General features: G+C 55.8%; 24 protein-coding genes and 1 pseudogene. All 25 read left to right on the top strand.

From position 1 onward, the window contains the following. The first annotated feature begins 8 nt into the window (after positions 1 to 8). Positions 9 to 764, top strand: coding sequence for a Ni/Fe-hydrogenase, b-type cytochrome subunit (gene cybH, locus RBB47_RS19495; protein ID WP_305987548.1), 756 nt, complete (start codon positions 9 to 11; stop codon positions 762 to 764). Between the two features lie 416 nt (positions 765 to 1,180). Further along, positions 1,181 to 1,873: a HyaD/HybD family hydrogenase maturation endopeptidase gene (locus tag RBB47_RS19490; protein WP_305987547.1), complete on the top strand. Its 693-nt coding sequence runs from the start codon at positions 1,181 to 1,183 to the stop codon at positions 1,871 to 1,873. Beyond that, positions 1,873 to 2,181, top strand: coding sequence for a HypC/HybG/HupF family hydrogenase formation chaperone (gene hypC, locus RBB47_RS19485; protein WP_305987546.1), 309 nt, complete (start codon positions 1,873 to 1,875; stop codon positions 2,179 to 2,181). Before RBB47_RS19490 ends, hypC begins: the two co-directional genes overlap by 1 nt. Before the next feature lie 10 nt (positions 2,182 to 2,191). Next, positions 2,192 to 2,623 (top strand): hydrogenase-1 expression HyaE, encoded by a 432-nt coding sequence (locus tag RBB47_RS19480; protein WP_305987545.1) that lies wholly within the window; start codon positions 2,192 to 2,194, stop codon positions 2,621 to 2,623. A 20-nt stretch (positions 2,624 to 2,643) separates the two neighbouring features. Next, positions 2,644 to 3,516, top strand: coding sequence for a hydrogenase expression/formation protein (locus RBB47_RS19475; RefSeq protein ID WP_305987544.1), 873 nt, complete (start codon positions 2,644 to 2,646; stop codon positions 3,514 to 3,516). Continuing rightward, entirely contained in the window at positions 3,513 to 3,737 is a 225-nt protein-coding gene (locus tag RBB47_RS19470) for a rubredoxin (RefSeq protein ID WP_305987543.1), read from the top strand. Before RBB47_RS19475 ends, RBB47_RS19470 begins: the two co-directional genes overlap by 4 nt. 1 nt (position 3,738) lies before the next feature. Beyond that, positions 3,739 to 4,341: a [NiFe]-hydrogenase assembly chaperone HybE gene (gene hybE, locus RBB47_RS19465; RefSeq protein ID WP_305987542.1), complete on the top strand. Its 603-nt coding sequence runs from the start codon at positions 3,739 to 3,741 to the stop codon at positions 4,339 to 4,341. Continuing rightward, complete coding sequence (locus RBB47_RS19460) at positions 4,331 to 5,431, top strand: nickel-dependent hydrogenase large subunit (RefSeq protein ID WP_305987541.1); 1,101 nt, start codon at positions 4,331 to 4,333, stop codon at positions 5,429 to 5,431. The genes hybE and RBB47_RS19460 overlap by 11 nt, the downstream gene beginning before the upstream one ends. Further along, positions 5,431 to 5,772: a hydrogenase maturation nickel metallochaperone HypA gene (gene hypA / locus RBB47_RS19455; protein ID WP_305987540.1), complete on the top strand. Its 342-nt coding sequence runs from the start codon at positions 5,431 to 5,433 to the stop codon at positions 5,770 to 5,772. Before RBB47_RS19460 ends, hypA begins: the two co-directional genes overlap by 1 nt. Further along, the gene (gene hypB, locus RBB47_RS19450) at positions 5,772 to 6,650 is read left to right on the top strand and encodes a hydrogenase nickel incorporation protein HypB (protein WP_305987539.1); all 879 of its coding nucleotides are present in this window, start codon (positions 5,772 to 5,774) and stop codon (positions 6,648 to 6,650) included. Before hypA ends, hypB begins: the two co-directional genes overlap by 1 nt. Before the next feature lie 9 nt (positions 6,651 to 6,659). Beyond that, positions 6,660 to 6,914 (top strand): HypC/HybG/HupF family hydrogenase formation chaperone, encoded by a 255-nt coding sequence (locus tag RBB47_RS19445; protein WP_305987538.1) that lies wholly within the window; start codon positions 6,660 to 6,662, stop codon positions 6,912 to 6,914. Next, complete coding sequence (hypD, locus tag RBB47_RS19440) at positions 6,911 to 8,068, top strand: hydrogenase formation protein HypD (protein WP_305987537.1); 1,158 nt, start codon at positions 6,911 to 6,913, stop codon at positions 8,066 to 8,068. Before RBB47_RS19445 ends, hypD begins: the two co-directional genes overlap by 4 nt. Next, complete coding sequence (gene hypE, locus RBB47_RS19435) at positions 8,065 to 9,102, top strand: hydrogenase expression/formation protein HypE (protein WP_305987536.1); 1,038 nt, start codon at positions 8,065 to 8,067, stop codon at positions 9,100 to 9,102. Before hypD ends, hypE begins: the two co-directional genes overlap by 4 nt. Positions 9,103 to 9,104: 2 nt before the next feature. Continuing rightward, on the top strand, positions 9,105 to 10,796 hold the full coding sequence (locus tag RBB47_RS19430; RefSeq protein ID WP_305987535.1) for an enoyl-CoA hydratase-related protein: 1,692 nt from the start codon (positions 9,105 to 9,107) through the stop codon (positions 10,794 to 10,796). Then, a complete protein-coding gene (locus tag RBB47_RS19425) occupies positions 10,793 to 12,286 on the top strand; it encodes a sigma-54 dependent transcriptional regulator (RefSeq protein ID WP_305987534.1) in 1,494 nt (497 codons plus the stop codon). Before RBB47_RS19430 ends, RBB47_RS19425 begins: the two co-directional genes overlap by 4 nt. A gap of 48 nt (positions 12,287 to 12,334) precedes the next feature. After that, positions 12,335 to 13,660: a sensor histidine kinase gene (locus RBB47_RS19420; RefSeq protein ID WP_305987533.1), complete on the top strand. Its 1,326-nt coding sequence runs from the start codon at positions 12,335 to 12,337 to the stop codon at positions 13,658 to 13,660. Then, positions 13,641 to 14,663: a HupU protein gene (locus RBB47_RS19415; protein ID WP_305987532.1), complete on the top strand. Its 1,023-nt coding sequence runs from the start codon at positions 13,641 to 13,643 to the stop codon at positions 14,661 to 14,663. Before RBB47_RS19420 ends, RBB47_RS19415 begins: the two co-directional genes overlap by 20 nt. Positions 14,664 to 14,665: 2 nt before the next feature. Beyond that, complete coding sequence (locus RBB47_RS19410; protein ID WP_305987531.1) at positions 14,666 to 16,117, top strand: nickel-dependent hydrogenase large subunit; 1,452 nt, start codon at positions 14,666 to 14,668, stop codon at positions 16,115 to 16,117. Positions 16,118 to 16,119: 2 nt separating this feature from the next. Beyond that, positions 16,120 to 18,462, top strand: coding sequence for a carbamoyltransferase HypF (gene hypF / locus RBB47_RS19405; RefSeq protein WP_305987530.1), 2,343 nt, complete (start codon positions 16,120 to 16,122; stop codon positions 18,460 to 18,462). 740 nt (positions 18,463 to 19,202) lie between these two features. Further along, positions 19,203 to 21,995 (top strand): M10 family metallopeptidase C-terminal domain-containing protein, encoded by a 2,793-nt coding sequence (locus RBB47_RS19400; protein WP_305987529.1) that lies wholly within the window; start codon positions 19,203 to 19,205, stop codon positions 21,993 to 21,995. A 424-nt stretch (positions 21,996 to 22,419) separates the two neighbouring features. Next, the gene (locus RBB47_RS19395) at positions 22,420 to 23,112 is read left to right on the top strand and encodes a sulfotransferase family 2 domain-containing protein (RefSeq protein WP_305987528.1); all 693 of its coding nucleotides are present in this window, start codon (positions 22,420 to 22,422) and stop codon (positions 23,110 to 23,112) included. A gap of 104 nt (positions 23,113 to 23,216) precedes the next feature. Further along, the gene (locus RBB47_RS19390; protein ID WP_305987527.1) at positions 23,217 to 24,257 is read left to right on the top strand and encodes a hypothetical protein; all 1,041 of its coding nucleotides are present in this window, start codon (positions 23,217 to 23,219) and stop codon (positions 24,255 to 24,257) included. A gap of 1 nt (position 24,258) precedes the next feature. Continuing rightward, positions 24,259 to 25,665 carry a glycosyltransferase gene (locus RBB47_RS19385; protein WP_305987526.1) on the top strand — a complete coding sequence of 469 codons (1,407 nt, stop codon included), beginning with the start codon at positions 24,259 to 24,261 and terminating at the stop codon, positions 25,663 to 25,665. 49 nt (positions 25,666 to 25,714) lie between these two features. After that, positions 25,715 to 26,572 (top strand): bifunctional 2-polyprenyl-6-hydroxyphenol methylase/3-demethylubiquinol 3-O-methyltransferase UbiG, encoded by an 858-nt coding sequence (locus RBB47_RS19380; RefSeq protein ID WP_305987525.1) that lies wholly within the window; start codon positions 25,715 to 25,717, stop codon positions 26,570 to 26,572. A gap of 63 nt (positions 26,573 to 26,635) precedes the next feature. Then, positions 26,636 to 26,754, top strand: a pseudogene (locus RBB47_RS19375) (IS481 family transposase); the annotation flags it as partial.

The following is a 26,754-nucleotide window of genomic DNA, read 5'->3' as shown; positions in this document are numbered from 1 at the left end:
AGGATGCCATGACCATCGACGCAACCGGCCAGGAGGTTCCCGAAACCAGCGAAACGCTGGATCACGGGACCGCCTCCCACAAGGAAGAGGCCGTCTACATCTACGAGGCACCAGTCCGGATCTGGCATTGGGTCAATGCCCTTTGCATTCTCGTTCTCGGGATCACCGGTTACTTTATCGGCTCGCCACCGCCGTCTATCGGAGGAGAAGCTTCTTCCAGCTTCCTCTTCGGCTGGATCCGTTATCTGCATTTTGCAGCAGGCTACATCCTGACGGTGGCCTTCCTGTTCCGGATCTACTGGGCTTTCGTTGGCAACAAGCACGCCAAGCAGATTTTCCTGCCGCCCGTCTGGCGGGGTAGCTTCTGGCGCGAGCTGTTCCATGAGGTTGAGTGGTACGCCATGATCGTCCGCGAGCCGCTGAAATACGCAGGCCACAACCCGCTGGCGACCCTGGTGATGCACGTGCTCTTCGTCTGGTGCATCGTCTTCATGATCCTGACCGGCTTCGCGCTCTACGGCGAAGGCACCGGCATGGGGTCCTGGCAGTATGAGATGTTCTCGAGCTGGATCATCCCGCTGTTCGGCCAGAGCCAGGATGTGCACACCTGGCACCACCTGGGACTTTGGGTGATCGTCTGCTTCGTGATCATTCACGTTTATGCGGCTGTGCGCGAGGACATCATGTCCCGGCAATCGATCATGTCATCGATGTTCTCGGGCTGGCGCACGTTCAGAGACGACAAGCCGGTGGCGGACGAGTAAGTCGTCGCGCGTACCCGATCGACCAAGTATTTTGTCGACCCAGACCGGCGGGGCCTTCCCCGCCGGTTTGCATTTGATCACAGCGTGTGTCCCTCCGAAAACCACATCTTAAGGTGCTCAGCATCGAGAAGCCTCGAAAGATGGGCGGCGGGACCTGTCCCACCGATCTTCGTTGAAGTGGCAGAAATCCATCCACCGGCAGCGTCCGTGTCACCACTCCTATGGAAAGCTTTCTTCCAAACTGTCATTCTGGCGGATACTTTCCTTCCAATTATCTTACACCCTCTCATTAAAATCCTTTAAAAACAGCTTCTTAACCGAACTGTCTTTTTGGCACGTCACTTGCGAAAGCAATTCAGACACAAGGCAACGCCCGTCCTGATTCACGAATGCGGCGGGCAAGGGAGGACAGCGCCATGGGAGAGGGTGCACCCGCCGTCTTGATTCTCGGAATCGGGAACCTGTTATGGGCGGATGAGGGTTTTGGTGTTCGGGCAGTGGAAGAGCTGCACCGCAGGCACTGTTTCGGTGACAATGTTGCGGTCATGGACGGGGGCACACAGGGTGTCTACCTGGTTCAGCATATCCGCGACGCAGATATCCTGATTGTTTTCGATGCCGTCGACTACGGCCTGCCGCCGGGAACCATGAAGCTCGTCCAGGGTGAAGAGGTACCGAAGTTTCTGGGCGCCAAGAAAATTTCTCTTCACCAGACCGGTTTTCAGGAAGTGCTGGCGATGGCCGAGATGCTGGGCGATTACCCCGAACATCTGCTGCTTGTCGGGGTCCAGCCGGTGGAACTCGAAGATTACGGCGGCAGCCTTCGGCCCGAGGTCAAGGCACAGATCGATCCGGCGATTGATCATGCGCTGGCGTTTCTCAAGTCTCACGGGGTTGAGGCGTTTCCGAGGACGGAGCTGCTTGGCGAGGATCAGACGATCGCCAGCCTTGAAATGACGCTTGGCCGCTATGAAGGCGGCCGGCCGGAATCGGGCGATGCGTTCCGGCACGGCGACAGCCGCGTTCTCGCCGGGCAGGGATGGTCCGGTCCCGCAGATTTCGATGCAGAGGTTGCAGCGCTCGTCGCCAAGCCGATGGAGCAGCGCTGATGTGCCTCGGAATTCCCATGCAGGTGATCTCGTCCGATTTCGGCTTCGCGCAGTGCAGATCCAACGACGGCCAAGTGCACGACATCGATGTTCGCCTTGTTGGCGCTGTCGAGGAAGGCACGTGGGTCCTGACGTTTCTGGGTGCCGCGCGCGAGATCCTTGATGCGGACACGGCCGGGCGCATTTCCGACGCGCTGAAGGCCCTCGATCTCGTCATGCAGGGCGACACCAACATTGACCATCTGTTTGCCGACCTTATCGATCCGGATCGCGAAGACCCGGCAGCAATCCAACAACCCGCTGAATGAGAGACCACGCATGTTCTCACCCTTACTTACGTCCATCATCGCGCGCGAAGGCCTGAAGGTCGTCAACGAGGAGGCGCTCGACAAGTCTGCCGCGGAAACCGTCTTCACCATGGTGTTCTTTCCGGGTGACGCCGAACGTCTGGCGGAAAGCAATGACGTTGCGGTGATCCTTCCCGAACTCAGCAAGGCGCTTCAGGGCTCCGTCACGCCGTTGATCGTTGACCGGTCTTGCGAGCGCGAACTGCAACGGCGCTATCGATTCAACAGCTTTCCGAGCCTCGTCTTCTTGCGTTACGGCGCCTATCTCGGCGTCATTCAGGGCGTGCGCGACTGGACCGACTATCTGAACGAAATCTCCGAGATTCTCACACGTGAACCGACCGAACCGCCCGCATTCAGGTTTCCCGAAGGTTGCGGTGTCCAACCGGCCGCATTGAGCTGACGGCGCAGAAAGGTGACCCCATGAGTACTTCACATACCCCTTTCCCGGCACCGTTGAACGGCCCCCTGGTCGGTCCTGGCAGCCAGCCTGCCGACGAGGACGGCGGCGAACTGGAATACATGCAGATGCCGTCCGGCATGATGACCTTCGAAGCGCCGGACCTGCCGGAACCGGAGGATACGGAAGGTCTGGCAACGGGCCTGGCGGCACTTGAAGCCGTTCTGGATCTGCTCAAGGCCCACAAGACCAATGTCAGCGGATATCGCGTCGACCTGGACCAACTTGACGCCGCGAACATCGACCTCGTCAATCAGGTGCTTGGTGAAGGAGAGGTCTCCGTGATTGCCGGCTCTCATGTGCAAGCGCAGGAATCCGTTCTCGCCGGCGTTTGGCGCGTCCACCGCACGGCCGCCGCGGGGAATTCAAAAGCCAGCTATATCGAGGTCGGTGCGTTTCCGACCGAAGTTCTCGACCACGCCTTCACTGGCTCGAAACAGGTCGTCGCAATGCCGGAAGAGGTCGCTGCGGAAAACATCTTCAACGCACCGCCGCTCATTGCGGAAATCAACGAACACGTGGCCAAGAGCGAGCAGGCGTCCGGCCCGCATGTCATCAATCTGTCTCTGCTGCCGCATACCGAAGAGGACCTTACATTCCTTACCACGAGCCTTGAGCGCGGCGACGTGACGATCCTTTCCCGGGGCTACGGCAATTGCCGGATTTCGTCGACGGGCACGCACAACACCTGGTGGGTTCAGTTCTACAATTCGCAGGACAGCCTGATCCTGAATACGATCGAAATTATCGCGGTGCCGGAAGTTGCCTGTGCGGCCGCAGAAGACATCGACGATTCCGCCGCCCGTCTTGACGAGATCCTGGAGATCTACCGATGAGCGGCGGTTTCTTTGCGGGCTCCTACGGCGGTGACAACACGAAAATCGGTCCCGCGACCCGGCTTGAATGCAAAATCTGTTGGCATGTCTACGATCCTGCCGAGGGAGATGACTACTGGCAGATCCCACCGGGCACCCCGTTTGCCGCCTTGCCGGATCACTGGAGCTGCCCGGAATGTGACTCCGGCAAAGCCGGGTTCATGGTCATGGAGGAGAGCTGACATGCCGGATCCGGCACCAGTTGTTGACAGGATCGAAAGCTGTTTCCGGACAATCCGCGAGACGCGAATGGACGGTGTTCCGATCCTGAATGACGCACTGGATGTCCGGCTCGTGAACCCCCAGCGCTGGGAAAACAACTGGTTGGCGATCCTGATCACCCCTTGGTTCATGAATCTCCTTCTGCTTCCGGACGCGGACGATGAGCAACCTGTTGCCACCGGGACAAAACGCCTGTTCCGTTTTCCGGCAGGGCCTTTCGAGTTCATTCGCGGCGATGAACCTGAAATCGGCACCTACTGGATGTGCTCGCTCTTTTCGCCGGTTCTTGAATTTGCCGATCAGGAAACCGCAGAAGCCTGCGCTGATGCAGCGCTCCAGTCCCTTTTCGAAGCCGAAGAAGCGCCGGGCCAGGCGGAACAGGACATGCAGGCGGTCTGGCGCGGCGAAATCGTGACCGTTGAAAAATCCGAGGAGTTGGATCCGGTTCAGGAAGCGGATGTGGAGGCCGACCCGGTTGCAGTGCCGGCTGCAGCACCAGAGGAATTGAGCCGCCGCGCCCTGCTGACCGGCGGGCTCTCCCGGGAGGTGCGGGATGGATCTTGAGGGACATGTCGAAATCCTTCTGCCGCGGGACCCTGGAGCATCGGTCGAGGTCACGCTGAAGGAACCCGCCGACGTGACGCGTCTTTTGTCCGGCCGCAAGCCGGCTGAAGTGATGCGCATGGTGCCGGCACTCTATTCCCTTTGCGGGACCGCGCATGCCGCCGCATCTTCCTACGCCATGGAAACGGCTCGCGGGGACAGCGCGGACGCGGAAACCCGGAAGGTTCGCGAATGCCTCGTTCTGATGGAACGTGCGCGCGAGCATCTCCTGCGCATTGCGCTCGACTGGCCGAAGTTGAACCAGGAGCCGCCAGACACGGAAACGGCTCGTGCAGCGATGCCGATCCTGCCCGCATTGCGCGCCGCTCTTGATCCCGAGGAACAGGCGTTTTCCGGCCATTTCGAGCTCACAAACCTAAAACGGGAAGCTTATGTGGCCGTCGAGACAGCAAGTTCGCTTGCCGAACAGTGGGTCTTTGGCGAAAGCCTGACACGCTGGTTGTCGCGGCGGAGCCAAGCGGAGCTTCAGGGCTGGATTAAACCGGGCCTGACGGGCGCCGCGCGCTTGATTGGTAACCTGGATAAACGGGTTGGCGACGATACAGCTGCCGTGAGCACAGTTTATCTTTCCGATGCCGGCCTCGTGCTGCCGCCGGAAAGTGACGATCTCGTCCCGGAGACCTCCTCGCTCGAACGTCACCGGGCCCACCCGCTTCTTGCGGCTGACATGCCCTCGCTGTCGACGCGCTATCTTGCACGTCTGGTCGATTTGGCGACAATACTGGTTGAGCTGAAAGATCTAAGAGACCGCAAAACGGATTTGCAGGTCACTCACGAAACAGCGCCCGCAGGCGTCGGTATTGCTGAAACCGCACGCGGCCGCTTGACCCACATCGCCGTCCTGCGAGACGGTAAGGTTGAGAGCTATCAGATCGTGTCGCCAACCAGATGGAATTTCGCAAAAAATGGGATCGCGCAGCGTTGCCTTGAAGCATTGCCCGACCGCTACAGCGAGGAACGGCTTGACCTCGCCAATCTTGTGCTGGGGGCAATCGATCCCTGTGTTTCGCATAGCGTGAGGATCCACTGATGCATGAAATGTCGCTGTGCGAGAGCATTCTCGGGATCCTGAAGGAACAGGCTGAACAACAGTCCTTCTCCAAGGTCGACAGGGTTTGCCTGGAAGTCGGGACATTGTCAGGCGTTGAGCTGGAAGCCCTCCGTTTCGGGTTTGACGTGGTTATGCGAGGGAGCCTCGCCGAAGGTGCAGCGCTGGAAATTACCTGTCCGCAAGCGCAAGCCTGGTGCCTGAATTGCGCTAAATCAGTGCCGATTGCCGAGCGATATGATCCTTGTCCTGAGTGCGGGTCACATCAGCTGCAGGTGACCGGCGGAGACGAGTTACGGATCAAGGAACTGGAGGTGTCGTGATGTGTACTGTCTGCGGATGTGGGGCCGGGGAAGTTCGCATTGAAGGTGCAAGTGATGCGAAGGGCGGCGCGGAACAGCATCGTCATGATCACACCCACGATCATCATCATGATCATGCGCACCATCACGATCAGCACCACCATCATTACGGTGAAGGTGAAGCAGGCGCGTCTGTGCCCGGTATGAGCCAGTCGCGGATGATCCAGCTGGAACAGGATATCCTGTCGAAGAACAACGCCTATGCGGATGCCAACCGGCGGTATTTTCAGGACCGGGCAATCTTCGTCCTCAATCTGGTCTCCAGCCCGGGATCCGGCAAAACGACCCTTCTGGTCGAGACACTCAAGCGATTGAGCAGCTCGCGCAAGTGCTACGTCATCGAAGGCGATCAGCAGACCACCAACGATGCCGACCGCATCCGGGAAACCGGTGTCGAAGCGCTGCAGATCAACACCGGAAAAGGGTGCCACCTCGACGGACATATGGTTGGACACGCAGTTGAGCATCTGTCACCGGCAGACGGTGGCTGCATCTTCATCGAAAATGTCGGCAATCTCGTCTGTCCGGCAGCGTTTGATCTCGGCGAAGCCCACAAGGTCGCAATTCTTTCCGTTACGGAAGGCGAGGACAAGCCGCTCAAATATCCCGACATGTTCGCTGCCGCCGATCTTATGCTGCTGAACAAGTCCGACCTGCTGCCGCATCTCGATTTCGATGTTTCCACCGCAATGGAGAACGCCCGGAAGGTCAATCCGAACATCAAGATCCTGACCGTTTCGGCGCGCACCGGTGAAGGTCTTGACCACTGGCTCCAGTGGATCGAGGCGGCCCGTTTGATGAATCTCGCCGGGCATCCGGCTCTCAGTGCTGCGGAATAGGAGGCGGGCATGTGTTTGGCCATTCCGGCTAAGGTCACCGAACTGTTGGCAGACGATATGGCGACCGTCGCACTCGACGGTGTCAAAAAGCAGATATCCGTCGCTCTGGTCGAGGACCCCGCGGTCGATGACTACGTGCTCGTGCATGTGGGTTATGCGCTTCACAAGGTAAGCCCGGACGAGGCGAGCCGCACGCTTGCCATGATGGCGGAAGCCGGCCTCCTTCAGGAAGAACTAGAAGAGATCGCGGGGAGCGAGCAATGAAATATGTCGACGAATTCCGCGACCGCGACCTGGCAAAGACGATTGCCGAGGCCATCCGTCAGGAAGCCGATCCCGGCCGCACCTACAACATCATGGAGTTTTGCGGCGGTCATACCCACGCGATCTTCCGCTATGGCGTCAAGGATCTGATGCCCGAAAACGTGCGCTTCGTGCACGGACCCGGCTGCCCGGTCTGCGTGTTGCCGGTGCGGCGGCTCGACGATGCTGTAGAGATTGCAGAACGCCACGATGTCATTTTGTGTACCTATGGCGACATGATGCGCGTACCCGGCACCAAGCAGCGCAGCCTGATCAAGGCGAAAGCCGACGGTGCCGACATCAAGATGGTCTATTCGACCCTGGACGCGTTGAAAATCGCCCGTAACAATCCTGATCGAGAAGTCGTGTTCTTCGCCATCGGGTTCGAGACGACGACGCCGCCGACTGCGGTCGCGATCAAGACAGCGGAACGGGAGCGACTCAAGAACTTCTCGGTGTTCTGCAATCATGTCCTGACGCCGTCCGCGATCGGGCATATTCTGGAGTCGCCCGAAGTCCGTGAGCTGGGCACCGTCCAGATCGACGGTTTTCTGGGGCCCTCTCATGTCAGTTCCGTCATCGGGTCCGAGCCTTATGAATTCTTTGCAGAAGAATTCGGCAAACCGGTCGTCATCGCAGGGTTCGAGCCGCTCGACGTCATGCAATCCGCGCTCATGCTGATCCGGCAGATCAACGAAGGACGGCACGAGGTGGAAAACGAGTACACCCGCGTTGTCACCAGTGAAGGCAATCTCAAGGCACAGCAGCTCGTCTCGGACGTGTTCGAGCTTCGCCAGAGTTTCGAGTGGCGCGGTCTTGGAAAAGTTCCCTACAGCGCCTTGAAGATACGCGAGACATATGCGGCTTTCGACGCCGAAAAGCGGTTTGAGGTCTCCGAAAAGAAATCGCGCGAAGTCAAATCCTGCGAGTGCCCGGCGATCCTGCGGGGCGTGAAGAAACCGACTGACTGCAAGCTGTTCGGCACGGTTTGCACGCCCGACAGCCCAATGGGTTCGTGCATGGTGTCCTCGGAAGGCGCTTGTGCTGCTTACTGGACTTACGGCCGCCACCGCGAAAAGGCACGCGCCGCTCCCGTGAAGGAGGCAGCGGAATGAATGCGATCACCCCCGGGATCAGTCACAGGAAGGGCGCCGTCGACATGGCCCATGGCGGGGGTGGTCGCGCCATGGCGGAACTGATCGACGATCTGTTCCGCCGGCACCTCTCAAATTCCATTCTGGACCAGGGCAACGACGCCGCTCTGTTCCAGGTCCCTGCGGGCCGGTTGGTCATGTCCACGGATGGCCATGTCATCTCACCGCTGTTCTTTCCGGGCGGGGACATCGGATCCCTTTCGGTTCACGGGACGCTCAACGATGTCGCGATGGCAGGCGCAAAACCGCTCTACCTGACCGCCGGCTTCATTCTGGAGGAAGGATTTCCGCTGGCCGATCTGGAGCGGATTGTTGCCTCCATGGCTCTGGCGGCCCGCGAGGCCGGTGTGCCTATCGTGACGGGCGATACCAAAGTCGTTGAAAAGGGCAAGGGCGACGGTGTCTTCATAACCACCACCGGCCTTGGGGTGGTTCCGGAAGACGTGCATGTCTCGGCGGAAAGAGCACGTCCGGGGCAAGCGATCTTGTTGTCCGGTTCCATCGGTGACCACGGTGTTGCCATTCTCTCCAAACGCGAAAACCTTGAATTCGAAACGGAGATCAAGTCCGACAGCGCAGCCCTGCATACGCTTGTCGCCGATATGATCGAAGCAGTACCGGGGATCGCCGTTCTCCGCGATCCGACCCGGGGGGGCCTCGCAGCAACATTGAACGAGGTCGCCCGCTCTGCCGGTGTCGGCATGCATCTCGACGAAACGACGATCCCGGTCAAGCCGGATGTCGCAGCTGCTTGCGAACTTCTCGGCCTCGATCCGCTTTACGTCGCCAATGAGGGCAAACTTGTCTGTCTGTGCGATGCCGGTGACGCAGAAAAGCTGCTCGCCGTCATGAAGGCGCATCCGCTCGGGCGCGATGCCGCCATTATCGGCAAGGTCGTTGAGGATGACGCCGGGCTTGTTGAGATGGAAACGGAGATTGGCGGCCTGCGTGTTGTCGACTGGCTTTCCGGCGAACAATTGCCAAGGATCTGCTGACCATGAAGATCCTTCTGCTCTGCCACAGCTTCAATTCCCTGACACAGCGCCTCCACTGCGATCTTCGGTCGGCAGGTCACGAGGTTTCGGTGGAATTCGACATCAATGATGCTGTGACGGAAGAAGCGATCCGCCTGTTTGCACCCGATGTTGTCGTCGCGTCCTTTCTGAAGAGGGCCATCCCGGCATCTGTTTTTGAAAAGGTGCCCTGTTTTATCGTTCATCCCGGCCCTCCTGGTGACCAGGGACCGAATGCGCTCGACTGGGCTGTGCTCGAAGGTGCTTCGGAATGGGGTGTCACCGTGCTGCAGGCCGAGGCGGAACTTGACGCCGGTCCGGTCTGGGCAAGCCGGACATTCCCACTTCGCGCGGCAACCAAGTCCAGTCTTTATCGCCGTGAAGTCACGGAAGCCGCAGTCACAGCCGTATTTGAGGCACTTGAGAAACTCGCTGGCAACCAGACACCTTCCCGGCTCGCGAAGGACCAGATGCGATGGCGTCCGGTACTGCGTCAGTCTGAAAGGGCAATCGACTGGATCACCGACACAAGCGAAATGGTGCTTCGCAAGATCCGCTCGGCCGACGGGATGCCCGGCCTGCTGTCGAACATCTTCGGGGAAGCTGCTTATCTCTTTGATGCCAGACCTTTCACTGGCGATGCAACGGGCGCTGAGCCAGGTGCGGCCATAGCACGATCGGGGCCTGCGCTGGCTCTCAGGACGGTCGACGGCGCGGTCTGGCTCGGTCATGCCCGTAAGGCGGCAAAAGGTGCCATTAAGCTGCCGGCGACCCGTGTCTTCGCCGAACAGTCAGCGGCGCTTCCTGAGATTGCAGGCGGATACCGGGACATTCACTTTGAGGAAAAAGACGGCGCCGGTTTTCTGCAATTCGATTTCTATAACGGCGCCATGGGGATTGACGCCTGCCGGCGCCTGACGGAAGCGTTCGACAAAGCCGCCCGCAGCAAAGCCAAGGTTCTTGTTCTGACCGGGGGCGGCGATCACTGGTCCAACGGTCTCAATCTCAACCTGATCGAGGCCGCCGACAGTCCGGCGGAGGAAAGCTGGGCCAACATTCAGGCGATAGACGATCTCGCCGAGGCGATCATTCGCACAACGGACAAGTGGATTGTCTCAGCTCTTGGCGGCGGCGCCGGCGCGGGCGGTGTGTTTCTGGCACGCGCCGCAGATGAGGTCTGGATACGGCCGGGAACCATCCTCAATCCTCACTACAAGGATATGGGCAATCTTTACGGCTCCGAATTCTGGACCTACCTGCTGCCGAAATACGCCGGGCCGGAAAACGCGGACAGAATTGCCCGGGCAAGATTGCCGATGGCAGCAGATGAAGCGTTCGCCCTCGGCCTCGCCGACCGTGTTCTGGAAGCAGACGGGTCGTCCTTCGCCGAAGCAACCAGACAAGCGGCCCGAGAGCTTGCACAGCAGGACCTGACGGTCAGGCTTGAGGAGAAAGCTGCATGCCGTGAACGCGACGAAGCGGAAAAGCCTCTTCATGCCTATCGGGCGGCCGAACTTGAGCGCATGCGGAAAAACTTCTTCGGCTTCGATCCGAGCTACCACGTGGCCCGGTACAATTTCGTTCGCAAGATCCCGAAGTCGCGGACACCGCTCACACTCGCAAACCACCGCGCAGGCTCACCAGCCCGCCGGCTGACACGGAGGGCCGCGTCATGACCGACCTGCCGACCATCCTGGTGATCGACGACGAGATCAGATCGCTGGAGTCCATTTCCAGGATCCTGGACGAAGAATTCGAGGTTAAGACCGCGTCGACGATTGCAGAGGCGACACAAGTCCTGGAAGACGAGTGGGTACAGATTGTCCTTTGTGATCAACGTATGCCGGATCAGACCGGGGTCGAGTTTCTGAAGACGGTGCGCCAACGCTGGCCCGATGCCATTCGCATGATTATTTCCGGCTACACCGATGCCCACGACATTATCGATGGCGTCAACGAAGCCGGCATTTTTCAATACATCACCAAACCCTGGCATCCGGAAAACCTCATCCTGACGCTTCAAAACGCCTGCAGGCTCTACGCTCTGCAGCGCGAAAACGAGCTGCTCGCGGTCGAACTGAAAATGTCGCCTTCAGGCGCGTCCAAGACCATTGCGGACCGCCGCGAAAGCCTGCGCCGCGACTATGATCTCAAGGACGGCATCATTCGCGGTCCGGACAGTCCGATGAACGCGGTTTGCAGCACCTTGCAGCAAGTTGCGCCCTACGATGTGCCCGTCCTCCTGTCCGGCTCCTCTGGCACCGGCAAGGAACTGGCGGCGCGCGCGCTGCACTACGGATCGCTGCGATGGAACAAACCCTTTGTGGTGGAAAACTGCGGCGCGCTTCCGGACGAACTTCTTGAAAGTGAACTCTTCGGCCACAAGCGGGGCGCCTTCACGGGTGCGGTCGAAAATCATGTCGGTCTTTTTGAGCGCGCCAATGGCGGGACCGTGTTCCTCGACGAGATTGGCGAGGTGTCCCCCGCCTTTCAGGTCAAGCTTCTTCGCACGCTCCAGGAAGGCGAGATCCGGCCGGTCGGCAGCACGAAAACGCGCAAGATCGATGTCCGTGTGATCGCGGCAACGAACAAGGACCTGGAAGAAGAAGTCAGGGCAGGCCGGTTTCGCGCGGATCTCTACTATCGCATTGCCGGCATCGTGATCCGGCTTCCGGACGTCAAGGACCGGCCATCCGACATCCCGGTGCTCGCAAAAGCGCTCCTGACCCGCGCCATGGCCCAGCTCGGCAAGGCGGTGACCGGGCTGACCGAAGAGGCATTGGACTGCATGCAGGCCTATCACTGGCCCGGCAACGTCCGCGAAATGCAGAATGAAATTCAACAGATGCTGGTCATGGGCACGGAGGGACGCAAGCTCGGCGCCGATCTCCTGTCTAGGCATATTCTTCAGGCCGATCCTGGGGGCGCGGACGTTGAAGAGGTTCCGGTTCTTGCGCAGCTTGACGGCACATTGAAAGACCGGATCGGTGAGCTTGAAGCCAGGATCATCAAGGAGACGCTGATCCGTCACCGCTGGAACAAATCCAAGGCTGCCAGGGAACTCGGCTTGTCGCGCGTCGGTCTTCGGGGCAAGCTGGAGCGATACGGGCTTGAAAACGTAAAGGCATTGCCGGCCAAACGGAAAAGCGCAGGTGCAAAGGCTTAGGCCATGATTCCAAAGTCAGGAAATACGTCTGACGCGAGGCCATCGACGATGGGCCTGGATCAGCCCCGCCTGAACGACGCGGGCGAAGATGTCTGGATCGATGTCATCCAGAAGATGGACGAGGTCTATTCGGATTTGATCCAGTCCCAGACGGAGCTTGAGGACAAGAACGACGCGCTTGAGGAAGCTGACGAGTTCATCCGTTCCGTGCTCGGCGCCATGACCGACGTGCTCATTGTGTGTGATGCGCATGGCCGGATCCAGCAGGTAAACCCTGCGCTGGTCAGCATGACCGGTCAAAGCGAAGATGTGTTGCTCGGCACCCCGTTCGCAGATCTCTTCGCTGAGGAAGACAAGGACAAGGCAGGCGGTTTTCTGGACCTGCTCGTGGTCGGAAAGGATGTTGCCCCGTGCGACGTCGGACTAAGGGTCAAGGAAGGCCCGGCAGCGGTCGTCGCGCTCAACTGCAGGCCGCGCCACGACCATCGCGGACGTCTGGCCGGTATGGTGATGGTCGGGCGCCCCATCGGCGAATTGCAACGTGCCTACCGCGAACTGGACGCTGCCCATGAGCAGCTCAGCCAGGCTCAGCAAAGACTGCTCGTGTCGGAAAAAATGGCGGCCCTTGGACGGCTCGTTGCAGGCGTGGCCCATGAGCTCAACAATCCGATCAGTTTCGTTTTCGGCAACATGTACGCGCTCAAGCGATATGGATCCGCAATCAAGAAGTACCTCACGGCGAGCGACAACCATGTGTCGCGCCAGGAGATGGAAGCCCTTCGAAAGGACCTGAAGATCGACAAGGTGCTGCGGGATATCGGTCCTCTTGTCGACGGCACACTGGAAGGTGCCGAACGCGTGCGCGACATCGTCGAGGACCTTCGGCGTTTTTCCAGCAATCAGCAGGAAGCGCCGGAGACGTTCAATGTCGTCCGGCTGATGCATACGGCCGTCGACTGGGTGATCAAGGCGCAGCGGATCAAGCCGGGTATCACCTTTAACGCACCAGATTGCCTGGAAATGACGAGCCGCAAGGGGCACGTGCACCAGATCGTCGTCAACCTGGTCCAGAACGCCGCCGACGTCTTGTCCGGCCGCGAGGACGGCACTATCGACCTGTCCTGCAGCAGCGAGAACGGAACCATTGTCATTCGCGTTGCCGACAACGGAACCGGCATTGCACAGGCCGAAATGGACAAACTGTTCGAGCCGTTTTTCACGACCAAGCCGATCGGCTCCGGTACCGGCCTCGGCCTTTATGTCAGCTACAACATGGCGCTGAAACTGGGGGGAGATCTCCAGGCCGCCAACCGGCCCGAAGGCGGGGCGGAATTTACCTTGAGGATCCCGGATCATGTCCCTCAGACCGTTTGAAGCAGCAAAGCCTGTGCGTTTGTTCTGGCTGCAGTCCGGTGGTTGCGGTGGTTGCACGCTGTCGGCACTCGGCGCCGAAAATCCGGATCTGGTCACGGCCATGGATGCAGCCAATATCGAGGTTCTCTGGCACCCGTCGCTGAGCGAAGCCAGCGGCCGCGATGTGGTCGATCTCATGGAACGCTTGGCATCAGGTGAAGAGAGCCTCGACATTCTGTGCCTGGAAGGCTCGGCCATGTGCGGGCCCAACGGAACCGGCAAGTTTCACATGTTTTCGGGAACCGGCCAGCCAACCATGGAGTGGATCCGCCTGCTTGCCGAAAAGGCCCAGTACGTCGTGGCCGTCGGATCCTGTGCCGCCTTTGGCGGCATCACCGCAGCCGGTGACAATCATGTCGAAGCCCGCGGCCTGTCCTATGACGGCCGCAAGCCCGGCGGCCTCCTCGGGGCTGATTTCCGCTCCCGTGCGGGACTGCCCGTCATCAATATCGCCGGCTGCCCGATCCACCCTGGCTGGCTTTGCGAAACCCTTCACCAGGTCGCCGCGGGAAGCTTTGGCGCCGCCGACACCGACGAATGGGCCCGGCCGCTCTCCTACACCATGCATCTCGTTCACCACGGATGTGCGAAAAACGAGTTCTATGAGTACAAGGCCAGCGCCGAGAAACTGTGCGACCACGGCTGCATGATGGAAAACCTCGGCTGCAAGGGAACGCAGGCCCGCGCAGACTGCAACATCCGCTCCTGGAACGGGTCCGGATCGTGCCTTGATGGCAACTACCCCTGCATCAATTGTACCGCGCCGGAATTCGAAGAGCCCGGGCACGATTTCACCAGAACACCCAAAGTCGCCGGTATTCCTGTCGGACTGCCGACCGACATGCCCAAGGCCTGGTTCGTCGCGCTTGCGTCTCTCTCCAAGGCCGCAACGCCGACACGCCTGAAAGAAAACGCCGTCGCCGACCACCTGACCGTCCCGCCCCTGGACAAGGGAAAATCCTGATCATGACGCGACTGGTAGTCGGTCCTTTCAATCGGGTCGAGGGCGATCTGGAAGTCAAAATCGATCATGCCGATGGCGCCGTTGTCAAAGCAGAGGTGGTGTCTCCGCTCTACCGCGGCTTTGAACGGATCCTGCTGAACAAGCCGCCCCTGGACTCGATCGTCTATGCGCCGCGCATCTGCGGCATCTGTTCCGTGTCCCAGTCGGTGGCAGCCGCTCGCGCGCTCACATCGGCCATGAACCTTTCCATACCCGCGAACGGGGAACTCGCCACCAATCTCATTCACGCCACCGAAAATGTGGCTGATCATCTGACACATTTTTACCTGTTCTTCATGCCGGATTTCGCCCGGCCGATCTATGCCAGGGAAGCTTGGTATGAAGATATCGGCGAACGGTTCACGGCCATGACCGGCACCGCCGTCGATGCGGTCCTGCCCGCGCGGGCACAGTTCATGCACATTCTCGGCATCCTGGCAGGAAAGTGGCCGCATACGCTGTCCATTCAGCCCGGAGGGTCCACCCGTTCGGTCGCGCCCGGGGAAATCGCCCGTCTTGCTGCCATCCTGACCGCCTTTCGCAGATTCCTGGAACGGTCCTTGTTCGGTGACAGTCTTGAACGGGTCGGATCGCTGGACAGCGAAAGTGCCCTGACAGCCTGGGCCGCAGAAAAGCGGCCGCACTCTTCGGATTTCAGGCGCTTCCTGAATCTCTCCGCAGCCCTTGACCTGAAGTCGCTAGGCCCCTCGACCGGAAACTTCCTGAGCTACGGTGCCTACAGTCTTGAAGGCAGACACCTGTTCGGGCGAGGCGTTATTCGCGATGACGCCGCCGGCGCGTTCAATCCCGCCTCCGTCGCGGAAGACCTGACATCAAGCTGGTACAGGTCAGGAAACGTTTCAGAACCACCTGTTACCGGTTCAACGGAGCCGGACGCGGAAAAGCCCGAAGCGTATTCCTGGTGCAAGGCCCCGAGATCGGACGGGACCGTCATGGAAGTAGGCGCACTTGCCCGGCAGATGGTCGATGGTCATCCCCTTATCCGCGACCTGGTCGGACGGCATGGCGGATCCGTCCATACGCGTGTCGTTGCGCGGGTCCTGGAGATGGCGCTCGTTGTCATGGCCATGGAAACCTGGGTCCGTTCGCTTAAAAGCGGTGAGCCCTATATCACGCACGGGGACGTGCCCGCCAGCGGCCAGGGCATCGGCCTGACCGAGGCCGCGCGCGGATCGCTCGGACACTGGGTCTCGATTGAAAAAGGCCGCATCGAAAACTACCAGATCGTCGCTCCGACAACCTGGAACTTTTCGCCTCGGGACAAGGACGGCATTCCCGGCCCGCTTGAACAGGCGCTCGTCGGGGCACCGGTCAGGAAGGAAGAGACCGACCCGGTATCTGTCCAGCACATTGTGCGCTCTTTCGATCCCTGCCTTGTCTGCACGGTGCATTGAGAATGTGCTCTCAGCCGTCCGGGACACTGACGGTCACTTTGCGCGTGCGGGTGAAGGGGCTTGTTCAGGGGGTTGGTTTCAGGCCCTTTGTCTGGCGCCTTGCACAGGACGAAAGGCTGAACGGGCATGTCCTCAATGACGCGGAAGGTGTGCTGGCGGAAATCACCGGCGCTCCGGAGGCCGCCGACCGGTTTTTAAAGCGCCTGAGCGCTGAATGTCCGCCACTGGCGCGCATCGACGACATCATCACGTTCGACCTGCCTGCGCCAACCGCTACGCCTTCCGACGGCTTCGAAATCGTTTCGAGCGTATCCGGAGAAGTCGCGACCGGCATTGTTCCAGATGCTGCAACCTGCCCCGACTGCGTGCGCGAGATAGTCGATCCGTCAAACCGGCGCTTCGGTTACGCCTTCACGAACTGCACCCATTGCGGGCCGCGCCTCTCGATCATCAACGCCATTCCCTACGACCGGGCAAAGACGTCAATGGCAGCCTTCCTGATGTGCGATGACTGCCAGGGCGAATATGACAATCCGACGGACCGGCGGTTTCACGCGCAGCCCAATGCCTGCCCCGTCTGCGGGCCGGAACTCTGGTGTGAAGAGGGCCCGCACCGTGTCGACACGCAAGACCCGATCAGCTGGGCTGTTCGGCGGCTGAAGGCGGGCGATATCATCGCGGTAAAGGGCATCGGCGGATTTCATCTTGCCGTCGATGCAACGAACACGGACGCCGTCATGCGGCTGCGCGCGCGCAAGAACCGGCCCGACAAGCCGCTCGCCCTGATGGCGCGCGATGTCGCACAAATCAGGAGGTTCTGTGTCGTCGAAACCGCCGAGGAAAAGCTTCTGGCCGACCGCGCCGCACCGATTGTGCTCCTGAAAACAGCCGACGTTTCTTTGCTCGCGAAGGGACTTGCGCCCGGCCAGGACAGGCTCGGTGTCATGTTGCCCTATTCACCCCTGCACCATCTGCTCCTGAACGAGATGGACAGTCCGATCGTTCTGACATCCGGCAATCTCTCCGAAGAGCCTCAGGTCATCGACAATGAAGACGCCCGATCAAAGCTTTCAAGGATTGCCGACGGCTTTCTGATGCACAACCGGGCAATCGTAAACCGGCTGGACGACAGCGTCGTCCGGCTCGGCACATCCGGACCTGCGTTCCTCCGCCGGGCCCGAGGCTATGCACCAGCTCCCCTGCGCCTGCACGAGGCCTTTAGCGCCGCTCCCAAAATCCTGGCGTTGGGCGGTGAGCTGAAATCAACCTTTTGCCTGCTCAGGGATGGCGAAGCCGTCATTTCCCAGCATATGGGAGATCTGGAAAACCGGCTCGCGTTGGAGGATTTCAAAAAGAACATTGCGCTCTACCGGGAGATTTACAAGTTCGACCCGGATCTGATCGCGGTCGATTGCCATCCTGACTACCTGTCGACACAGGTCGGGAAAGACCTGGCAAAAGAGACGGGATTGGACCTCGTCGAGGTGCAGCATCACCATGCGCATCTGGCGGCCGCGCTAGCGGAAGCAGGCATTCCACCCGGCGAGGACAGGAGCCTTGCAATCCTTCTGGATGGATCCGGCCTTGGTACCGATGGGTCGATCTGGGGCGGCGAACTGCTGACCGGCGGCTATTCCGGTTTTCACCGCGCCGGGCACTTCCTCCCGGTCGCCCTGCCGGGCGGGGCGTCGGCGGTTCGCGAACCGTGGCGCAATCTGGTGGCGCATCTTCGGGCAGCCTTTGGACCCGGTTATCAAACGATGTTGGAGGGGACCGGTCTTCCGAAACTGCTGAAGGACAAAAATCTTCCGGTGCTGGATCAGATGATCGACAAGGGCCTGAACGCGCCGTTGTCGTCCTCGGCCGGCCGGCTGTTCGATGCGGTGGCCGCCGCGCTCGGCATTTGCCCCGACAGGCAAACCTATGAAGGCCAGACAGGCTCGGTGATGGAAGCCCTGGCGCGGCCGTTTCTTGAAACGGAAAACGGCTACCCCGTCCACGTAACCGGAGACGATGTCACCATCTTGTCCTGGCGACCGCTGTGGGAGGCTTTGCTGGCCGACCTAAAGAAAGGTGAGGACACTGGCCGGATTTCGGCGCGGTTTCCTCTTGGTCTGATCGAATGCCTTGCTGAAACGGCGGTTCGCATCGCCAAGGCCGAACGTGTCGAGCGGATCGTGCTCTCCGGCGGTGTGATGCAAAATTCGATCCTCCACGACGGCCTTGCCGCCCGGCTGACCGAACATGGCCTAAAGGTGCTCATCCACCGCACCCTCCCCGCCAACGACGGCGGCCTCTGCCTCGGACAAGCCGCGATTGCAGCGGCTGGATCCTTGGGAGCGTAAGTCCTCTACAGGCGTTTCCGAGCGTCGAACACCCGAAACAAAAAAGGCCCGGCAGAGCGGACCTTGTTTCGGATATCCTGGATCGAACTGGAATTTCCAAGATTTGTTTTTGGTGCCAGGAGAGGCATGTGATTTAGATCGTATATTTTTGTTTTGTATGAATATTTTTTAGTTCGATTTTCAGAAGACCAACAGATAGACCAACAAACTTATCTGACTTGCGTTTGACGAAGCTGAGCAACCTGATTTACCGCAGTTCCCAACAGAGCGCCCTCTTATCTTTACCACGAACAAATCACCATTGTTGCCTCAAGTCTGAAGGATTGCGAAAAACTGGTTCCATCGCATCTCCAAAGTCAGCCAACGAATCACGATTTCCGCTATTTTTCCTGACTAAAGCGACTTTGAAAAACACTACTTTTGGCACTGCGAATTGGCCCTACACCGGTGGAAAACGGACCACCTGCGATCTGAGAGTCAGTCTGTTCTGGAGTTTTTTCCACTGCAAGCTCTCTGCGATGCTCCCGCTGCAAAGGCAATAGATAAGATTTTATCAAATATTAGAAATATTCAAAAACTTGTTTTGCGCAAACTGCGGCAAAGGTGCGTTGACCTGGCTGCATCGGCGGACAGCCGACGGCACAAGTCAGGCCCCAAATTGAGTGTGCAAAACGCCAAAACGACTGGATTGTTTCAGTCCAAGCCGGGTTGTCTTGGTATAATGGATATGGACCGTTTATATGTGTGATCTGTGTTTCGCCACCGGGCGCACCGGAGAACAGAAGGTTGTCGCCGGGTTCAGCTGCAGCGAAGTTGGCGTTCAGACAGCCCCCCAGCCCGACCCCGCCGTTCCTTCTGTCGAGGATGCAACGGGCGACGGACTGATCGTCAACGCGGCATTCACCGAGACGAGTGATGCCACCGCGAATATTTCGACCAGCTATTCCATGTCCGCAGGGGACACATTCAACGGCAGCCTGAGCAGTGCCGGCGACCGTGACTGGATCGCGATCAACCTGGAAGCGGGCAAGAGCTACACGATCGAACTCACGGGCACCGGCGCATCGGCGCTCGCGGACGCTTACCTGCGCCTTTACAATTCTTCCGGGATCCAGATCGCTTACAACGACGACGGCGGCCCTGGTTATAACTCTGCGATGACGTTCACCGCCACCACGACGGGCACTTACTATCTTGGCGCTGGTTCCTACGATGACAACTACGCCGGCACCTACACGATGGCGGTCAACGAATTCACGCCCTCCGTCTACACCAACGATGAGATCGCCGATCAGCTGACGGACGGCTATTGGCAGGCGAACGGGTCCTCTCAACGCGCGTTCAACGTTTCGGTCGGCGGAACTATCACGGTCAACATCAACGGGCTGACCACGGCCGGCCAGAATCTCGCCCGTGATGCTCTGGAGCTCTGGTCGGACGCGACCGGCCTGGCGTTTTCCTACATCAGCGGCAGCGCACAGATCACATTTGACGATGGCGATTCCGGCGCTTACAACCGGTCATGGACAAGCAGCGGGAATATCACCCGTAGTGAAGTGAACGTGTCGACGAGCTGGATTTCGAGCTACGGCACCGGCACAAACAGCTATTCGTTCCAGACCTACATTCACGAGATCGGTCATGCGCTCGGGCTCGGTCATGCCGGCAACTACAACGGATCGGCGACCTACGGCATATCCAACCAGTATGTCAACGACTCCTGGCAAGCCTCCGTCATGTCCTATTTCAGCCAGACGGAAAACACCTTCATCAACGCCAGCTACGCCTATGTCCTGAGCCCTCAGGTCTCCGACGTGATCGCGATCCGCAACCTCTACGGTACGACCGGCACAACCCGCACCGGCAATACGACCTATGGCGACAATGCCAATTCCGGCGACCTAATGGATGAGATTAGCAGCCTAGACGCGCGCATCAGCTTCACGATTGTCGATGATGGTGGCACTGACACGCTCGACTTCTCCTCCGAATCCGCCAACCAAGTCATCGACCTCAACGAAGAGGCTATCTCAAATGTCCGCGGCCACACCGGCAACCTACAGATCGCACGCGGTTCCGTCATCGAGAATGCGATTGGTGGCAGTGGGAACGATACACTGGTCGGGAACTTGAGAAATAACGTTCTAGAAGGCGGTGTCGGCAATGACCACCTAGAAGGTGGAGCTGGGAACGACATCTTAAGAGGTGGATCGGGCGCCGACTATCTCCGCGGCGGCAGTGGCATCGATTGGGTAAACTATAGTCATTCCGACGCATCGATTATTGTTAATCTGGCAGATGCCGTTTCCGAAAGCGGCGGCTTTGCGGAAGGTGACGTGATCACTGAAGTTGAGCGTGTTTTGGGATCGTTGTTTGATGACAATATTTCAGGCGACAACAAAAGCAACTACCTTAGAGGTCACGATGGAGAAGATACACTCTATGGCGCCGGTGGCACCGACATTCTTCGGGGAGACGAAGGCGCAGATCTCCTAGACGGAGGCTTTGGGACAGACTGGGCATACTATAGTGGGTCATCATCCGCAGTACAAATCGACCTTGGCGATGGTACTGCAGAAAGTGGTGGTCACGCAGAAGGCGACATTTTGTCCAGCATTGAATGCGTTTTGGGATCGAACTACAACGATTGGATCACAGGTGACATAAGAAACAATTTTTTGAGAGGTAATGCTGGCGACGATTTTCTTCACGGAGGAATAGGAAATGACATTCTTAGAGGTGACGAGGGTGCGGACCAAATTTTTGGAGGATCGGGCGTAGACTGGGCATATTACAATGCATCAAACGCGGCAGTGATAATCAATCTTGAAGACAGTTTGGCAGAAAGTGGAGGCGATGCCGACGGAGATACACTGAATGAAATAGAACGCATCCTAGGCTCCCGTTACAATGACCAAATTCGCGGCGACGAGAACAACAACTATTTGAGAGGTTACATCGGTGAAGATAGGCTTGAGGGAGGCGGTGGAAACGATATCCTAAGGGGCGATGAAGGCGCAGACGAGTTAGTTGGTGGAGAAGGCACTGACTGGGCCTATTACAACGCATCTACAGAGGCTGTAAGGATTAACCTTGCAGACGGAGAAGTTGAGGCTGGTGGTCACGCCGAGGGAGACCAACTAATTGGCATTGAAAGAGTAAGTGGGTCCCAATACAGCGATATTATTGTAGGCGATTCTACAAACAACTATCTTCGCGGTGACTTTGGTGACGATGTACTTATTGGCGGGGGCGGAAACGATATCTTACGCGGCGATGAGGGCTCTGACACATATACGGGAGGTAGTGGTGCAGATATTTTCTATTTCGTAAGCGGTTCAGAAACTGACACGATTTTGGACTTCGAAGACGGCGTTGATATCATCAAGATCGAATTTGGTGTGAATTCAGTATCAGACATTTTGGTCGAAGATTCCAATGAAGACACCCATATTACATTTGCAGGGACGAAACTGATACTTAAGGGCATCGACCACACACTTTTATCTTCGGATGACTTCGCATTTGTTTAAGTTTTTACTGGGTCATCAAGACGTAATTCAGCAAGATATTTAACAGACTGATAGTCATCTTCCGCCAAAAAGCTGATAAATAAATACCAAATATTGAATTTACTCCTCAAATTCATTTCCAGCGCTCTTCCGGAATGAATTTCTCAGCTGACCAGTCTTAACCTCATCACCGCATAGATTACCAAAACACGAGTACTATACCTGGCTGTTTACTCTTGCTTATAGATATTTTCAAGGACAAGGCACCGTCCTCCTTCACAACGAAATCAGCAATATCCTGGCGATCTTTCATGAAATGTGTTCATTGCATAGGCATAACCCACAGAGATCGCCATTGACAAACGAGAAAAATCACTTCAACGGATGGTAATTAGATGGTGAGAAATTTTCTCGCAACCAGTTTTCGTGGAAAGGACGCTCTAGAGTGAGTACGAGCAAAGAGCGATTAGGCAAGTTCAACAGCATTGTTATCGATCGAAACCTAAGCTTCGCTTACATTTCAGTTCCAAAGGCAGCCAATACTTCTATCAAAGAGTCGCTACTTGCGACACGCATACCGCAAATTTTACTTTCCGGTGACAGAGATGAAATCGTAAAAAAATTACACAAGCAAAAAGATGGCGTTTTTTTCTTCTGTAAAAAAGAAGAATTATATAGCAATCCGCCATCATTTGTATTCACTGCCGTTAGGAATACATGGGAACGTATTTATTCATGCTACAAAAACAAGATTTACCACAACTTTCATGAACCTTTTGCTCACTACGATCTAAAGCACAAAATGTCATTTGAAGATTTTCTGTTGGTCATTTCAGAAATCAAAGATGCAGACGCTGAGATACATTTTCGATCACAATATCATATACTTACACACAAAGGTTGCTTTTTGCCAGACGTCGTCTTGCGAGTGGAGCGCCTTGAAACACAGTGGGAGATCGTACGCACGTACTTTTCACGAACGCATGGTATCAACCTGTCTAAGGTTGGTCGCTTGAACACCACATCAAACCAAGCGGCGACTGAAGGTTTTAGCAGCAAAGCGATCGACCTTATCGGAGATCGATACTCTAAAGAAATTTCGTTCTTCGGATTTCAGCCGCCGCCACAACAAAACTAGACTAAAAGTTGGCGTTATGACGATACGCGTGAAGTAAGCTCCCAAGGCGAACGAGCGAAATTTGCGCAAACTCAAACCTTCATTTTTGACTGGGACGGTCCGTGATGAGCGATTCTCTTCAAGCAACACTAGTATTTGATTGGTTTCGAAATCTAGACGGTGATCGCGGCATTCTTAGGCGGAACATTAACTGGGTTTTTCATTACTTTTCGGGCTCCCGTACGTTCAGCAATGAATTGACTGAACTCACATCGTTGTTAGATGGCGCTAGCGAAATCATGCACGCAAGCGGCCTTGCGGATACACATCATTCGTGGGCTAGGGTGTACGAAGATTTGGATGACTGGCCTAGGTTAAAGCAATTCTTTTTAGATGGGTGTGGCAAAAATGATGTCTTGGTTGGGTTTGAATTATCACCAGCTCAACGGTCATTGATTTCAAGTGTCGGAAAAACTTACTTGGACATTCGTACGCACCCTGTCAGATTTCTACCGGACTACATGCTAGCTGCCAATACGAACTCCACCGAAATTCATGATCGCCTAGTCAAACTTACACCAGAACGAAGCTATATTGATCAATATGTTGGGTTTGTCAAAGCAAGAGCGGCGCGCCGCTATACAAAGCGCATGAATACCGATCATGGTATTGTTTTTTTCAGCCAGATTGCAGTCGATTCCTCGAGAATTCGCGGTGGCGAAATTATCGATGATTTTTTCGTAATAAGCGAATTGGTAAAAATACTCGATAAGTATAAACCAAAGAATTTCTACGTTAAACACCATCCGCATGAGAAAATTAAACAAAACACAATGGAAATGCTAAGAGAATTGAACGCAAAAGAAATTAACACCAATACCTACGATCTACTAAGTTGTGACGGATTGTTGTGTGCAGCACTTTCTTCGTCAGTATGCCACGAAGCACAATACTTCAAAACTCGCCCACACATTTTCCTAGAACCTATTGAGAATTTTTCGCCAATTGGCACTACGTCAAAGGTGGGCGACTATATGATGTTGCCCTCAAACATCTATTCCGCTGACCTCTGGCGTTTTCTATTGGAGGGTGGAGAGACACCAAGATCAGAATTTCCAAGGTTTGAGACACCATATAGATCCGCTTCAGGTTTGAGTTGGGGCTGATATGATCTATTTAGATATTTCACGCCTAATAAGGCGAATAAAGGTTCAGACTCCAACTGGAATTGATCGCGTTGAGTATGAATACGCGCGCTATTTTTTGACAAGAAGTGGGCGCTATGTAGCTCAAGTGTCCAACAAAATAGTTGAAGTGCCAACTTGGTTTGTTCGCGAAATCATAGATGCGTTCGGTGATCGTTGGAATAATGGCGCTGAGCCGGATACACTTATTGAGAATAAGGTCAATTTATTTTTTAAGTATCACAGCAAAAATGAAATTAGAGATGTAAAAGAAACATATTTGATACAAATAAAGAATTTAGGAATTAAAGATCGCATACATAAAATAAATTCTGAACGCGAGTCAATTGAAGAATACTCTGGTAATTTTCCTTGGGAAATAGTCAGGTTGGGATTACTATTAATTCCAGGCTTGATCGCGCGTTTCGTATCTGCCTCTACCACTAAGGTTGGAGACAAAAGATTAAAAGGCACTATTAATGCCACAAGCGAAAAATCGCTTTATCTAAATGTTGGCCATTCTGGGTTAGAGATAGTTGAATTATTTCGCAACCTAAAGCAAGAAAACGGCATGCGCCTTGCCTTTTATATCCATGACGTTTTACCAATATCGCATCCACATTTATTCAAATCCGACAGCAGTGCAAAGCACATGATTGCCATGAAAAATGTTGCTTGTACGGCAGACTACATCTTCACGAATTCTGAGTTTACGAAGAAGGAACTGGAACGGCTAGTCGATGGGATATCGGTCTCAGAAGTTCTAAATATTGGCGTGTCTGCACTTGCAACACGAGAAAACAACCCAGCCTCACTTCGAAACGGGTTAGTGTCAATTGGAACATTGGAACCTAGAAAGAATTTCTTGTGGCTTGCTCGTACTTGGCTTTCGTTTTGTAATAAATACCCAAATGTTGTAGGCAGCGAAACACTTACAATTTATGGAAAAAAAGGGTGGCTGGATGATGGTTCCTACGACGAGTTAATAAGACTAGCGAACAGTTCACAACACCTTCAAGTGCTGAGCGGTGCCGATGATCATCAAGTTAACACTAGTCTAGGCGCAGCCCGAGCGTATGTTTCGGCAGCACATGTTGAGGGTTGGGGAATGCCAATTGCCGAAAGTTTGCTGTTTGGCACGCCTGTTCTCGTCACTGATGTTGCAGCACACAGAGAAGTAAGCCAAGGTATCGGTAGTTTTTTCCCTGTCGACGATGAGAGCGCTTTCGAGGAACTGGTTCTGAAGCTTTTTTCCGAGAGTTTTCTTGAAAGTGAAATCTTCCGTACAAGGAATTTTGTTTCTTGGCGTTGGGATGAACATTTTGAAAAGCTCAACAAAAATGTATCAAATCCACATAATCTTGGTCAGTGTGGATGCTTCTCGGAATAGATATTCACAGGCCACCTCAGGCGAACGAAAACACGTTAGTTAGCAAATTATGAAGAAAAGTAAACATCTCAAAACTTCGAGTAAACTGGAAAACAAAATACAAACATTACACAGTGTAAATATAGCTCCGACTGATGTTGTACCAATAATCGTTTTCCGAGCGTCTCTCGCTGCTTTAGAACTTGTTAAATACTTCGAGCAAGCGGGAAAATCGCCGGCGCGAATTCTGGACATTGGTGGCGGGCATGGCATCCATGCTGATTTCTTTAAGACTGCATTTCCAAACGCGAAAATTGATATTGTAGATATGACAAGAAACGACAGTCGCGTTGCTTTTGTTGGCGACTATTTGGACTTTAACATTTCGGAACGCTACGATGTTATTTGGTCGAGCCATGTCTTGGAACACGTGCGAAATACGGGCCTTTTTTTGGACAAAATTTACCAAGATCTACGTGACGGTGGCATATTTTGCTGTACAGTCCCTCCTCACAGAAACGATAGAGGTATTCTAGCCCACCTTACAACTTGGGATCCCATGCTTCTTATCATAAACCTTGTTCGGGCTGGGTTCGATGCTCGTGACGGACGTTTCGCCAGGTACCGTTACAACATTTCAGGTTTAGTAACACGCCGGGACAACCGACGAGAAACTTCTGACGCTAAACGGATGCCAGAGCTTCCGAGAATGCGGCATACATATGTCGCAGACTTCAAATATTGGAATTGGCACGTAAAAAAACTTTCCAATCATTCAAAGCTTCCACGGTACGATAGTCTCGATGCAGCACTGGAGGCTTATCAATCAGGTTCTGCCTACGACCAGTTTTTCACCGTTGGAGCAGAAAACTTGCGCAATTGCTATTACTTCGACTCAACTCGTAGCCTGATAATGGGTGTAAACTAACCGCAGGCCTATATGTCTTCTTAAGCTTCTTTCCGTGCTATTTTGCATTGAAAGGAGAGTGTCATGTCGTCATCTTCGAAATCGACTTCGCAGGGCAAGCGGGACGCTTCTAGCAAGCTTGCTGAGCATCGGCTAAGTGTCCTTGAGCTTGCCAAGGAGCTCGGCAATGTTGCGGAAGCTTG

Source organism: Roseibium sp. MMSF_3544 (genome assembly GCF_030732845.1).
Lineage (GTDB): Bacteria > Pseudomonadota > Alphaproteobacteria > Rhizobiales > Stappiaceae > Roseibium.
Note: the sequence above shows the minus strand (reverse complement) of the source record. Positions and strands in the feature narration are given on the sequence as shown.

What these genes read in the sequence shown, in the direction of transcription:
- RBB47_RS19390 (WP_305987527.1), top strand. Translation starts at nt 23,217, where the DNA reads ATGAGCGATTCTCTTCAAGCAACACTAGTATTTGATTGGTTTCGAAAT.
- hybE (WP_305987542.1), top strand. Translation starts at nt 3,739, where the DNA reads ATGCCGGATCCGGCACCAGTTGTTGACAGGATCGAAAGCTGTTTCCGG.
- hypE (WP_305987536.1), top strand. Translation starts at nt 8,065, where the DNA reads ATGAATGCGATCACCCCCGGGATCAGTCACAGGAAGGGCGCCGTCGAC.
- cybH (WP_305987548.1), top strand. Translation starts at nt 9, where the DNA reads ATGACCATCGACGCAACCGGCCAGGAGGTTCCCGAAACCAGCGAAACG.
- RBB47_RS19380 (WP_305987525.1), top strand. Translation starts at nt 25,715, where the DNA reads ATGAAGAAAAGTAAACATCTCAAAACTTCGAGTAAACTGGAAAACAAA.
- RBB47_RS19385 (WP_305987526.1), top strand. Translation starts at nt 24,259, where the DNA reads ATGATCTATTTAGATATTTCACGCCTAATAAGGCGAATAAAGGTTCAG.
- hypF (WP_305987530.1), top strand. Translation starts at nt 16,120, where the DNA reads ATGTGCTCTCAGCCGTCCGGGACACTGACGGTCACTTTGCGCGTGCGG.
- RBB47_RS19415 (WP_305987532.1), top strand. Translation starts at nt 13,641, where the DNA reads ATGTCCCTCAGACCGTTTGAAGCAGCAAAGCCTGTGCGTTTGTTCTGG.
- hypA (WP_305987540.1), top strand. Translation starts at nt 5,431, where the DNA reads ATGCATGAAATGTCGCTGTGCGAGAGCATTCTCGGGATCCTGAAGGAA.
- RBB47_RS19430 (WP_305987535.1), top strand. Translation starts at nt 9,105, where the DNA reads ATGAAGATCCTTCTGCTCTGCCACAGCTTCAATTCCCTGACACAGCGC.
- RBB47_RS19445 (WP_305987538.1), top strand. Translation starts at nt 6,660, where the DNA reads ATGTGTTTGGCCATTCCGGCTAAGGTCACCGAACTGTTGGCAGACGAT.
- hypB (WP_305987539.1), top strand. Translation starts at nt 5,772, where the DNA reads ATGTGTACTGTCTGCGGATGTGGGGCCGGGGAAGTTCGCATTGAAGGT.
- RBB47_RS19475 (WP_305987544.1), top strand. Translation starts at nt 2,644, where the DNA reads ATGAGTACTTCACATACCCCTTTCCCGGCACCGTTGAACGGCCCCCTG.
- RBB47_RS19425 (WP_305987534.1), top strand. Translation starts at nt 10,793, where the DNA reads ATGACCGACCTGCCGACCATCCTGGTGATCGACGACGAGATCAGATCG.
- RBB47_RS19470 (WP_305987543.1), top strand. Translation starts at nt 3,513, where the DNA reads ATGAGCGGCGGTTTCTTTGCGGGCTCCTACGGCGGTGACAACACGAAA.
- hypD (WP_305987537.1), top strand. Translation starts at nt 6,911, where the DNA reads ATGAAATATGTCGACGAATTCCGCGACCGCGACCTGGCAAAGACGATT.
- RBB47_RS19410 (WP_305987531.1), top strand. Translation starts at nt 14,666, where the DNA reads ATGACGCGACTGGTAGTCGGTCCTTTCAATCGGGTCGAGGGCGATCTG.
- RBB47_RS19460 (WP_305987541.1), top strand. Translation starts at nt 4,331, where the DNA reads ATGGATCTTGAGGGACATGTCGAAATCCTTCTGCCGCGGGACCCTGGA.
- RBB47_RS19490 (WP_305987547.1), top strand. Translation starts at nt 1,181, where the DNA reads ATGGGAGAGGGTGCACCCGCCGTCTTGATTCTCGGAATCGGGAACCTG.
- RBB47_RS19480 (WP_305987545.1), top strand. Translation starts at nt 2,192, where the DNA reads ATGTTCTCACCCTTACTTACGTCCATCATCGCGCGCGAAGGCCTGAAG.
- RBB47_RS19420 (WP_305987533.1), top strand. Translation starts at nt 12,335, where the DNA reads ATGGGCCTGGATCAGCCCCGCCTGAACGACGCGGGCGAAGATGTCTGG.
- RBB47_RS19400 (WP_305987529.1), top strand. Translation starts at nt 19,203, where the DNA reads ATGTGTGATCTGTGTTTCGCCACCGGGCGCACCGGAGAACAGAAGGTT.
- hypC (WP_305987546.1), top strand. Translation starts at nt 1,873, where the DNA reads ATGTGCCTCGGAATTCCCATGCAGGTGATCTCGTCCGATTTCGGCTTC.